This is a genomic window from uncultured Marinobacter sp. (genome assembly GCF_947488835.1).
Lineage (GTDB): Bacteria > Pseudomonadota > Gammaproteobacteria > Pseudomonadales > Oleiphilaceae > Marinobacter.
Window position 1 is genome coordinate 427,851 of sequence record NZ_CANLBK010000003.1, and the last position, 12,216, is coordinate 440,066.

Below are 12,216 nucleotides of genomic sequence, written 5' to 3' on the forward strand. Positions count from 1 at the left end.
CTACTATCGAACATTCGGAATAAACAGCGAGGTCGAACTCATGTCTGAGAGCTACCAGAATCTTCATCTGCAACTGCTGGCAGGGGAATGGCGTGAGGGTAGCGGCGATGAATCCCGCTCTGTCATAAACCCCTATTCGGGCGAAACCTTGCTCTCGATCCGGTCGGCGACCTCTTCTGATCTTGATGCGACATACCATAAAGCTGCAGAAGCTCAGCTAGCCTGGGCGGACACGCCGCCAGGGGAGCGCTCTGCTTTGTTGTTGCGGGCGGTGTCGATCTTTGACGAACGTAAAGATGAGATTATTGACTGGCTGATACAAGAATCCGGAAGTACACGATTAAAAGCCAACATCGAATGGGGCAGTGCCCGGGGAATCACTCTGGAAGCGGCCAGTATGCCAGCGAGGGCTCAGGGTGCCACCATGGGCAGCGATATTCCGGGAAAAGACAACTTCGCGTATCGCAGGCCGTTAGGTGTTGTAGGCGTAATCAGCCCCTGGAACTTTCCTTTGCACCTTTCACAACGGTCTGTCGCACCTGCTATTGCTCTTGGTAATGCGGTGGTGATCAAACCCGCGAGTGATACACCAATCACGGGTGGTTTACTTCTGGCCCGCATCTTTGAAGAAGCGGGCTTGCCCGCAGGTTTGCTGAGCGTGGTGATTGGCCCTGGATCGGCCATTGGTGACGATTTCGTCGCTCATCCCATTCCTTCCCTGATTTCATTTACCGGCTCTACGCCGGTCGGTAAGAAAATCGGCAAGATCGCGACTGGTGGGCGCTATCTGAAAAAAGTCGCTCTGGAACTGGGGGGCAACAGTCCCTTTGTAGTGCTTGACGATGCAGACGTCGAACAGGCGGTGAAAGCAGCGATATTTGGTAAGTTTCTGCATCAAGGCCAGATTTGCATGGCTATCAACCGGATTATTGTCGATACCAAGGTTTACGACCGCTTTGTGGAAGGCTTTGTCGCACACGCCAGCAAGCTGGACGTTGGTGATCCCTCTGCGATGGAAACAGCCATTGGTCCGATCATCAATAAATCCCAGCTTGAAAGTTTGCAACAGAAAATTACGAAAGCCAAAGAGCAGGGCGCAAAAGTACTCCTTGAAGGCAACATTGATGGGCAAGTGGTTCCACCGCACGTTTTTGGTGGCGTAACGGCCGATATGGAGATCAGTAGTGATGAGATTTTCGGGCCGATCGTGGGTATCCAGAAAGCCCGGGACGAACAACACGCTCTTGAACTCGCTAACAGCACGGAATTTGGTCTCTCCAGTGCCGTGTTTTCCGGCGATCTCTACAGGGGACTGGCGTTTGCTCGCAAGATCAGAGCAGGCATGGCTCATGTGAACGATATGCCGGTAAACGATGAAGCACACATGCCCTTTGGCGGTGAGAAAAACTCGGGTCTGGGCCGTTTCAACGGCGACTGGGCCATCGAAGAGTTTTCCACAGTTCAGTGGGTGAGCGTGCAGAAAACTCCGAGACAATATCCGTTTTGATCAAGCTCGTGACGTGACAGACCCGGCTGTAAGGGTTCGTTATCCCTAGATGCAACACGCTTTGAACTTCCTGCCGCTTCCACAGGGGCAGGATTCATTGCGACCGGGTTTCAAAACACCTTCCTGTGGTTGGCCTTTCAGGTAGTACCAACGCCCATCCTCCCGCACAAACTCCGAGTTTTCCTGCAAATACCCCCAACCAGATCCCATGCGATAAATCGCCTGAAAGTACACCTGGCCGGTGTTGCCCGTTTCTCCGCTACCAAGAATTCGCAAAGTTACCCAATCTGGCGACTCGTCCAGATCCATCGCCGTTGGTCGAGTGCTGTAGTGCCAGCTGGCGCGGATGTAGTCTTCAAGCTTCAATACAAAGCCGGTGAAGCGCGAGCGCATAAGCGCCTCAGGAGTGAGGGCAGTGGCGCCCTCGTGGTAACGCTGGCAGCAATCCGCATAGGTGCGCTGGCTGCCACAGGGACAATATAGGATAGCGGTATGATCAGGCATAAGGTGATAACTTTTGTGCGTGAAGCTAATGCGAACCAGTATACCAGCCTGATCCGGAGCTGATTTCATTTCGTTTAAAACAGTTTAATGATATCTATTGCCATATGTAAACGAGAAGTAATATCATTCGCATCTTTCGGATATGGACCAAAAGGACGGATGGTATGTTGTTTTATCGGATAGCCATGGGCGCGGCCTGCAGCGCGCTTGTTTTCAATACGGCTGCACAAGCGCAGCCCGTGGAGCTGAGTGAAATGGTGGTAACTGCCTCTGGCTTTGAACAGACCCAGTCTGCTGCGCCTGCCAGTATTACTGTTATTTCCGGTGAAGAGATCCGCAGCAAACAAGCGTTCAGCCTCACCGATATTCTGGATGATGTGGAAGGCCTGGATGTTAGTGGTTCTGTAGGTAAGACCGGCGGTTTTGACATCCGTATGCGAGGAATGCCGGCAGAATATACCCTGATCCTGATTGATGGGCGACGACAGAACACCGCCGGCAACGTAACCCCAAATGGTTTTGGTCAATCGGCAACCAGTTTTCTACCGCCGCCGGCCGCTATCGAACGTATAGAAGTGGTGCGTGGGCCCATGTCCACTCTTTATGGCTCAGATGCTATGGGGGGCGTTATAAACATCATCACCCGTAAAGTCAGCCCGGAATGGGTTACCTCTCTCACAGCAGAAACGACCCTCAATCAGGATAGCGACTTCGGCAACAGCCGGGCCTATAGCGCCTACACCACGGGCCCTCTTGTAGATAACCTTATAGGCATGCAGCTGCGTGGCCGTTGGTTCGAGCGGGATGAATCTACCCTGGAATTTCTGGATCTCAACGGTGATCCGATCGAAGTCAGCACCCGTGGGCCCAGCCCAGTGGAATCTGAACAATATACGGTTGGCGGCCGCTTCACCGTGACGCCGGATGAATCCAACGATCTATGGGTGGATATTGAAAGCAGCCGGCAGGACTACGACAACTCTGAGGGTCAGTTAGGAACCTTGGGGCCACAGGGTTACGGCCCGGAGCTGGAGTTTGATCGCGATCAGTTTGCAGTTGGCCACACCGGGCGTTTCGACATTGGCACCTTGGAAACGAGCATCATGAGAAACGTAACGGAAACCGGCGGGCGAGTGATACCCAATGGAGTACCGGGGAAAACACCAGGTTCGGACCGGGAGTTGAAGGCGGAAAACCGTGTGGTCGACAGTAAGCTGGTGATGCCTTTGGCCAATCATGTGGTGACCGTTGGTGGCCAGTGGTTAGACGCACGAATGATTGATGGCGTGGCCAGTGAAGAGTTCAAGCAGAAAACTCAAGCCTTGTTTGTTGAGGACGAATGGTTTCTGGCGGATGATCTTGCACTTACACTGGGTGGCCGGTACGACAACCACGATTCTTTCGGCGGCCAGTTCAGCCCGCGAGCCTACCTTGTTTGGAACTCTACCCCTGATATGACCGTTAAAGGTGGTGTAAGCCGTGGCTATAAAACACCAGGCCTCGAGCAGTTGGCGCCCGGAGTTATCGGTTTTACCGGGCAGGGTACTATTCCGTTATTTGGAAACCCGGATTTGAAACCGGAGAAATCCACATCTTCAGAACTGGCCGTGATCTACGAAAAGCCAGCAGGCTATCGGGTTGGCGCAACGGTGTTCTACAACGAATTCACAGACAAAATTTCAGAAGGTCCGGATCAGTTGAACTGCAGTTATGCACAAGATCCGAACCGTCCTGGCTGTGTGGATAAGGGTAACTGGCCTCTAGCGGATGTTTTTGGGCAGGACATCAACATTGATGAAGCCATTACCCAGGGCGTGGAACTGCAGGGCTCCGTGCCGTTCGCACAGGCTTGGCGCCTAAGTGCGAATTACACGTACACCGACAGTGAGCAGAAATCTGGGGAGAACAAAGGCGAGCCACTTACCGATACACCCAAGCATATGGCAAACCTTTCCTTGCGCTGGACGCCGTCGCTCCGCTGGTCGACTTTTGTGAAGGCCCAGTATGAAAGCGAGCGCTACCGAGCCCGAGACAGAATTCGCGGGGCTGCTTCCTATGCCGATCTGGGCGACTTCAAAGCCGTTACCCTGGTGCATCTGGGTGGCCAGTATCAGGCGACTGACAACCTTGGTTTCAGCGCCACCATCTATAACCTGTTGGATGAGGATTTTATTGAGTATCGGGCTTACGATAACGACGCCAGCTATGGAAACCTCTACGCCAATTCTGAAGAAGGTCGGCGTCTCTGGGTGTCTGCCACCTACTCATTCTGACACCCTTGCCCGGTGGATTCTAAAATTTGATGGTTATCGGTTTTGCTATCGGCAGTATTGCCGGTAGCATTTTTTGTTTTACGAAAACACACATATTCCTTCTAAAATAGTGATGAACATTGCGGTAAGCTTCCGAATAGTCGGGTTCCATCTGTGCTTGAGCTCTTTGTAAGATTATCCAAGATAAAAAGGAGAGTATCTGTGTTTAAACGTATTCGTTGCGTCGCGCTGGTGATTGCGGTCATAGGAAGCATGGCGTCGGAGTTGGCTTATGCATCGGACAAGTTGTATCTGTACACGGAGAACTTCCCCCCCTATAACATGAGCTCCTCGGGCCGGGCTTTTGAGCACAATGCAACTGAAATCGATGGCATTTGTACTGAAATGGTTAAGGCCATACTGAAAAACACAGATTTGGATTACGTGATCAAATTACGTAATTGGGATTATGGCTACAACCGGGCATTGGATAAGTCGAACCATGGGATTTTCTGTACAACGTTTACTGAAGAGCGCGAGAACAGGTTCAAGTGGGTAGGACCGCTGACTAAAAATCTTTGGACGATCTTTGCGGCCAGTGGAGCTAACCTGAAGATTGATAAGCTGGAAGACACCAAAGGCATGCTTTACGCCGGGTATCGTAATGATGTCATGACCACGTATTTGCTTGATCGTGGGTATGAAGTATCCGCCATGGAGAGCGATGATATTAACCCGAAGCGTCTTGAACTTGGCCAGGTAGATTTGTGGATTGCCGACCGCTTGGCAGGGCCATACTTTGCTTCTCAGCAAGATGTGGAAGGGCTTCAGCCAGTATTTTCGTTTAACGAAACTGAATTGTATCTGGCTATGAATCTGGGTACATCTGAAGAGATCATGCGAAAACTGCAGGAAGGTCTCAACAAGATCAGGAGCAGCGGCATGTACGAGGCTATTGAGACTAAATACGGCCTTTAAGTCTGATCTGTTAATAGCACGTTGTTTGAAGGGGGAGTTGGTTCCCCCTTTTTTCCAGCCTCCCCCTACTCCCGGATTCAAGAAGACTACAGGTTATTGTGGCGCCCCGGGATAGCCAATTGTGGCTCTTTATCCGGGCTTAGCCGGTAAATGCCATGTTCTCCGGATCGATCTGCATCAGGTTACGGCTCGGGCTCAACATGCTTGTGGCATGGGTTTGGGCCCTGGGTAGCAACCGTTCGAAATAGAACTCGGCGGTGGCCAGTTTGGCATTGTAGAAAGCTTCGGAATCGTCGCCCCCGTTGTCCAGACGATCTGCGGCAGCCACAGCCTGGCGTAGCCACATATAGGCCATGGTCACATAGCCGCTGTACATCAGAAAATCGTAAGAAGCCGAGCTAACCACATCCCGGTCCTTGCGCGCGGCAAACATGATCCGCAGGGTGAGCAAGTTCCACTGAGCAGTAAGTTTGAGCAGCTCTACCGCAAATGGGCGCACACGGCTGTCGGTCAAATGCTTACGGGCAAAGTTGGCAATCCGGGCGGTGAACTCACGAACCGCACCGCCTTTGGTGGTCAGCAGTACCTTGCGGCCCAGCAGATCCAGCGCCTGAATACCGGTGGTGCCTTCATACAAGGTGGCAATCCGAGTATCCCGGGCAATCTGTTCCATGCCGTGTTCACGAATGTAACCGTGGCCGCCAAATACCTGCATTCCCAGGTTAGCCGCTTCGTTGCCCAGTTCGGTCAGGAAGCCTTTCAGAATCGGAGTCAAAAAGCCCAGTTTGTCATCGTATTTGGCGGCTTTCTCTGCATCTCCGGCGGAATGGCCTTCAACCATATGGTCTGCCAGGCGAGCGGCGTCATACAACATGGCGCGGCCACCTTCAGCAATGGCTTTTTGGGTCAGCAGCATACGGCGCACATCGGCGTGGTGAATCAGGCTGTCTGCCACCTGTTCGGGGTCTTTCTTGCCAGAAAGCGCACGCATGGAGCGGCGCTCTTTGGCGTAGTCCAGAGCCCATTGATACGATAGTTCAGCGGGCCCCACACCTTGAATTGCGGTACCGATACGAGCCGTGTTCATAAAGGTGAACATGCACTCCAGGCCTTCGTTCTCGGGGCCGATCAGGTAGCCGGTTGCGTCATCAAAATTCATAACGCAGGTCGCAGAGGCCTTGATGCCCATTTTTTTCTCGAGGCTGCCACAAACTACGGCGTTGCGCTCACCTACTCCACCTTCGGCGGTGGGCACGAACTTGGGCACAATGAACAGACTGATGCCGCGGGTTCCTTTGGGCGCGCCCGGCAGACGAGCCAGAACAATGTGGATAATGTTCTCGGTAAGATCGTGGTCACCGGAGGAGATAAAGATCTTGGTGCCGGTAACCTTGTAGCTACCATCAGCCTGTGGTTCAGCTTTGGTTTTTACCTGGCCCAGATCCGTACCGCATTGGGGCTCGGTCAGGCACATGGTGCCGGCCCAGCGGCCCTCTGTCATAGGCAGCAGGTAGGTGTCTTTCTGATCGTCAGAGCCGTGCAAAAATATTGTGTTCATGGCACCCATCGACAAGCCCGGGTACATGGAGAACGACCAGTTCGCTGTGCCCATCATTTCCTGCTTCAGCAGGCCCATGGAAGCAGGCAGGCCTTGGCCGCCGTATTCTTCCGGGGCAGAAAGCCCCTGCCAGCCACCCATCACATAGTGATCGTAAGCTTCTTTGTAGCCCTTCGGAGTGGTTACCTCGCCATCTTTAAGCGTACAGCCTTCTTCATCCCCCGGCTGGTATAGGGGGCTTAGCTGTTCTTCGCTGAAGCGCGCGCACTCGGTGAGGATAGCGTCCACGATATCCGGAGTTGCGTTCTCTCCGCTGGCCAATGTGGCGTAGTGCTTTGGGTAATCAAACACTTCATTCAGCAGAAACTTCATGTCACGCAAGGGCGCCTTGTAAACCGGCATAATCAATCCTCTGTACTGGGTCTGAAAGTCTTCTAGCGGGGTTTATTCACCGCCAAGTTGCCTGCAGTTTTACGGCATAGTGCTACGGAATCCATTGACGAAAAGCGCTCATGACGGTGTCAGCAAAGACAGTTCAGAGGTTTTTGACGGGCCATCCGCTGATCGAAGAACTCTCCTCGGGCGTATTCAAGTATCGGGTACGAACGCGTTAAACCCGATCGTAATTCTGAGTTAAAAAGCTTTCTGGAGAGCTATATGAACAGTGTAAAAAACGTGCAAAATCTGTGTTCTGTGATACCCAATGCTGGGCGGCACTCTATACTCGTGTTGATCGCGGTTTTGGCAATGCTCGGGGGCTGCTCTGGCCCTGCACTTACAGATTATGCAGAACGCGGGCCCAAGCTCATTCCGGAAGTGTTCTTTAACGGTGAACTTAGCGCCCGTGGTGTGGTCAAGGACATGTCCGGGGAGGTGATTCGCACCTTTGATGCGGATATCTCGGCATCCTGGAATGACGCTGGCGATGTGGCGGAGCCGGGAACCATGCGCTGGCGTGGTAACACCATTCACATGAACTATGTGCTACGAATAGCTTATGGCGATGGAACCCTGGATGTACGAATGGACGACTGGATGTATCTGATAACGCCCGACACCTTGATCAACCAGACCACCATGAGCAAATGGGGGGTTGATGTCGGTGAACTTGTGCTTGTGATACAGAAAAAATAAAACCCGGCGAAAGCCGGTCTGTCTGCTGAGAGACTTTATGTTGAAACAATGGCTGATCGGTTTGCTACTGGTCGTATTAGCACTGGGTGCTGCTTTCGTTTATCGCAGCATGGATGAATCGGCTGAGGCGCAGGTTGCTCGTGAGCGGCCTGCGAGTGCCGTGAATATCGTGGTGCCCGCAACGGATACGGTGCGGGATGAGATCAGGGCAGTTGGTAGCTTGAATGCAGTCAATGAGGTGAACCTGACCACTGAAACCAGCGGCCGTGTGGTAGGAATCAATTTGAAGTCTGGCCGCCCGATAAAGCAGGGCGACCTGCTGCTGCGGCTTGATGATCGACAGGCGAGGGCGGATCTGGGTGTTATTGAAGCCCAGTTGGCAGACGCTCGGCGTAAATACGAAAGAGCCAAAAGTCTGCGAGACAACAACAGTATTTCCCAGTCCTTCGTGGATGAGTTGAGAACCGCCGTAGAGGTGTCTGAAGCTCAGCGTACCGCGGCTCAGGTCAGGCTTGAAAACCATCGCATTGAAGCCCCGTTCTCGGGCGTGGCAGGCTTGAGTGATATCAGTATCGGCGCCTATATTACCGCAGGTACCACCATAACCACGCTGGACGCTACATCCCCCATGGAGCTGAATTTCTCCATCCCCGAGCGCTTTCTTGGCCAGATCAATCCAGGCCAGAAGGTACAAGGCAGCTCCCCGGCTTACCCTGATCAGGTATTCAGTGGTGAACTAGTTGAATTGGGTTCCCGCATTGATGAGCTCAGCCGTTCGTTACCGGTTCGCGCCCTGATTGATAACACGGAGGGGCGGTTGCGCCCCGGCCAGTTTATGTCCGTTAGCCTGACACTGCGCGAACGCCAGGCTCTGGTTATCCCGGAGCAAGCGGTTATGGTCCGTGGTGCTGAACAGTATGTGTTTGTGGCAGAAGACGGTGTTGCCCGGCGTGTGCCGGTAACGCTGGGCTCACGCATGCCCGGGCGTGTGGAAATTGCGGAGGGGCTAGCAGCAGATGATTCGGTGGTGGTGACAGGGCAAGACCGGCTTAGCAGTGGTGAACGTATCCGGGTGATCGATGATGAAAACGCGATTCCCGAAAACCGGTTTACCCTTTCTGTGGAGTCGTAAGCCGTGATTCTTTCCGATATTTCCATCAAACGCCCGGTGTTTGCCACGGTTCTCAGCCTGTTGATTGTCGTGTTTGGTCTGGCTGCCTTGTTTGGCCTACCCGTGCGCGAATATCCTGACATTGATCCACCCGTGGTGTCTGTTTCCACCAGCTATACGGGTGCGGCCGCGGAGGTGGTTGATACTCAGATCACTCAGATAATCGAAGGTGCCATCAGCGGCATAGAAGGGATTCGCTCTATCCAGTCATCCACCCGTCAGGGCGGGTCCTATACCACGATCGAGTTTTCCTCCAGTCGGGATGTGGACATTGCAGCTAACGATGTTCGCGATGCTATTTCGAGGGTGAACAACCAGTTACCGGATGAAGCCGATCCGCCCGTGGTGCGCAAAGCGGATTCCGATGCCCGCCCCATGATGTGGGTAACCCTGCGCAGCGATGACTGGGATTCAGCCCAGATGAGCGACTATGCCGACCGGGTTCTGGCAGATAGATTGGCGGTGGTGGATGGCGTCGCCGATGTGCGAATTGGTGGTGAGCGCCGCTATGCCATTCGCGTGTGGCTCGACCGGGAACGCCTGGCGGCTCGCGATATAACCGTGGCCGAAGTTGAGCGGGCGTTGCGCGCCAACAACGTAGAACTACCCGCAGGTTCTGTGGATTCTTCCACTCGTAACTTTACCGTGCGGGCAGAAGGCAGGCTGGAAACGGTCGAAGAGTTCCGTGAGCTGGTGATTCGCCGGGATGGCAACCAGCTGCTGCGCCTGGGCGAAGTCGCCAATGTGGTTATGGGTGTGGAATCCGATATCGGGCGCTTGCGGGCCAACGGCCAAACGGCCATTGGTATGGGTATTATTCGCCAGTCCAAGGCCAATACCGTGGCAGTATCCGATGCTGTTCGGGGTGAGCTGGATAAAATACGGGAAACCCTGCCACCGGAAATAAGCATCACTGAAAGCTATGACGAATCCATTTTCATTCGTGCCTCCATTCGCGAGGTAATGATTACCTTGGCGATTGCCGTGTCGTTGGTAATCCTGGTGATATTCCTGTTCCTGCGCTCCTGGCGCGCCACCCTGATTCCCGCCGTGACCATTCCGGTAGCGGTAATCGGTGCCTTTATCGGCCTCGGCTTTCTGGGCTTTTCCATCAACGTACTCACCTTGCTGGCGGTCATACTCGCCATCGGCCTGGTGGTGGACGACGCGATAGTAATGCTGGAAAACATCCAGCGCCGAATTGATAAAGGCGAGCCTCCACTTCTGGCCGCTTATCGTGGTGCCAGGCAGGTAGCCTTTGCGGTGATTGCCACCACCCTCACTCTGGTGGCGGTGTTTGTGCCCATATCGTTTATGGGCGGCAACATAGGCCGACTGTTTGCGGAGTTTGGCTTCACTCTGGCGGCGGCAGTGGTGGTGTCCAGCCTGGTGGCGCTGACTCTCGCACCCATGCTTTGCTCCAAGTGGCTAAAACCCAGCCCGAAAAGTGGCGAGGGGCGTGGTTTCTGGGCGGTCATCGAGAAAGTTCTGAGCGGACTCACCAGTGGATACGAACGGCTGCTGAGGTTTTCACTTAACCAAGCAGGCTTGGTGCTGGGCATTGGTTTGGTGGGGCTGGTTGTGGCGGTTGTGATATACCCGAAGCTGCCTCAGGAATTGGCACCAATCGAGGATAGAGGCACGATTATAATGCCCGCCAGTGCGCCTCGGGGAGCCACGGTTCAATACACCGATCACTATGTAAAACAGGCCGAAGAAAAGCTTATGCCTTTTCTAAAAGAGGGGCCTGCCAGCCGCATGCTGTCTATTGTCGGCTTTCGCGAGCGGGAAGACAGCGCGTTCATAATTATGGGGTTGGCCCCCTGGGATGAGCGGGAGATCAAGCAGCAGCAGGTGACCAACGAAATACGGAAAAAATTTGCTGATATTTCCGGTATTCGCATGGTGGCGATCAATCCGCCAGGATTGGGGCAGCGTGGTTTCAGTCAGCCAGTAGAGTTTGTAGTTGCCGGACCGGACTATGAATCCGTGCAGGCCTGGAGTGATGAACTGGTAGAGCGAGCCAAAGACAATCCCAACCTGCTGAACTTGCAAACAGACTTTGAGCTCACCCGGCCGGAACTCAGCGTTGCCATTGACCGCGAGCGCGCGGCAGATCTGGACATTACCATTGAGGATGTGGGCCTTACACTGCAAACCATGCTCGCTTCCCGGAAGGTCACCACCTATCTGGAACGTGGCCGCGAGTACGATGTCATCATGCAGGCAAATGATGCCAGCCGCGCGACACCGTCAGATCTGGGCCAGATATTCCTGCGCCCGAGAGAAGGTGGCGACCTGATTCCACTGCAAGCACTGGTTTCAATTGCAGAGAAAGGGGCAAACCCCGATCTTCGCCGCATAGATCGCCTGCCGGCGGTGGTGATCAGCGGATCTCTGGCAGATGGCTACGACCTTGGCTCGGCATTAACCTATCTGAACACCCTTGCGGTGGACACCTTGCCGTCAGAAGCCCGGTTGAGTTACCAGGGCTTGAGCCGGGAGTTTCAGGAATCGTCCTCGGCGATTTATGTCACCTTCGGCCTGGCCTTCATCATCGTGTTTTTAGTGTTGGCAGCCCAGTTTGAAAGCTGGATTCACCCGCTGATTATCATGCTTCCGGTGCCATTGGCCGTGACTGGCGCACTGTTGGCACTGTGGTGGAGCGGCATCAGTTTGAACATATACAGCCAGATAGGGATTATTATGTTGCTGGGCCTTATGTCTAAAAATGGCATATTGATTGTGGAGTTTGCCAACCAGCTGCGAGACGAAGGCTACGCGGTAAAAGACGCAATTCTGGCGGGCGCGTCCCTGCGCTTCCGGCCCGTGCTGATGACGACCATCTCCACGGTCTTTGGCGCGGTGCCTCTGGTTATTGCAACAGGCGCGGGTGCTGAGAGCAGGGCAGCGATTGGTATGGTGATTCTTGGCGGGCTGATTTTTGCGACCACGCTTACGTTGTTTATCATCCCGGTGCTATACAATCTGCTGGCCGGCTTTGCCAAATCCGCCAATGCGATTGAACATGAGCTGGAGCGCCAGGCCTCGATATCCCAAGCCAGTTCGTCAGATTAATGAACGGGCTGGTGTGACCCTGCAACCCGGAAGG

General features: G+C 53.9%; 8 protein-coding genes. 6 read left to right on the forward strand and 2 right to left on the reverse strand.

Going from position 1 to position 12,216, the window contains the following annotated elements; all coding sequences use genetic code 11:
- Positions 1-40 precede the first annotated feature (40 nt).
- Positions 41-1,507 carry an aldehyde dehydrogenase family protein gene (locus Q0824_RS13365; RefSeq protein WP_298451498.1) on the forward strand — a complete coding sequence of 489 codons (1,467 nt, stop codon included), beginning with the start codon at positions 41-43 and terminating at the stop codon, positions 1,505-1,507.
- Positions 1,508-1,552: 45 nt separating this feature from the next.
- On the opposite strand, the gene Q0824_RS13370 is transcribed toward Q0824_RS13365, so the two are convergent.
- Positions 1,553-2,011, reverse strand: a complete 459-nt coding sequence (locus tag Q0824_RS13370; RefSeq protein ID WP_298451501.1) for a YchJ family protein — start codon at positions 2,009-2,011, stop codon at positions 1,553-1,555.
- A gap of 164 nt (positions 2,012-2,175) precedes the next feature.
- Between Q0824_RS13370 and Q0824_RS13375 the strand changes: the two genes are divergently transcribed.
- Together Q0824_RS13375 and Q0824_RS13380 are read left to right on the forward strand one after the other, a co-directional pair.
- A complete protein-coding gene (locus Q0824_RS13375; protein WP_298451503.1) occupies positions 2,176-4,284 on the forward strand; it encodes a TonB-dependent receptor in 2,109 nt (702 codons plus the stop codon).
- Positions 4,285-4,485: 201 nt separating this feature from the next.
- The gene (locus Q0824_RS13380; protein WP_298451506.1) at positions 4,486-5,241 is read left to right on the forward strand and encodes a transporter substrate-binding domain-containing protein; all 756 of its coding nucleotides are present in this window, start codon (positions 4,486-4,488) and stop codon (positions 5,239-5,241) included.
- Positions 5,242-5,380: 139 nt separating this feature from the next.
- Here Q0824_RS13380 and Q0824_RS13385 read toward each other — a convergent pair whose 3' ends face one another.
- Positions 5,381-7,201, reverse strand: a complete 1,821-nt coding sequence (locus Q0824_RS13385; protein WP_298451510.1) for an acyl-CoA dehydrogenase C-terminal domain-containing protein — start codon at positions 7,199-7,201, stop codon at positions 5,381-5,383.
- 345 nt (positions 7,202-7,546) lie between these two features.
- On the opposite strand from Q0824_RS13385, the gene Q0824_RS13390 reads away from it, so the two are divergent.
- The 3 genes from Q0824_RS13390 to Q0824_RS13400 are packed head-to-tail and all read left to right on the forward strand — an operon-like array spanning position 7,547 to position 12,182.
- Positions 7,547-7,933, forward strand: coding sequence for a DUF3833 family protein (locus tag Q0824_RS13390; protein WP_366521664.1), 387 nt, complete (start codon positions 7,547-7,549; stop codon positions 7,931-7,933).
- Between the two features lie 37 nt (positions 7,934-7,970).
- Positions 7,971-9,065, forward strand: a complete 1,095-nt coding sequence (locus tag Q0824_RS13395; RefSeq protein WP_298451515.1) for an efflux RND transporter periplasmic adaptor subunit — start codon at positions 7,971-7,973, stop codon at positions 9,063-9,065.
- Positions 9,066-9,068: 3 nt separating this feature from the next.
- Entirely contained in the window at positions 9,069-12,182 is a 3,114-nt protein-coding gene (locus tag Q0824_RS13400; RefSeq protein WP_298451517.1) for an efflux RND transporter permease subunit, read from the forward strand.
- The last annotated feature ends 34 nt before the right edge of the window (positions 12,183-12,216 follow it).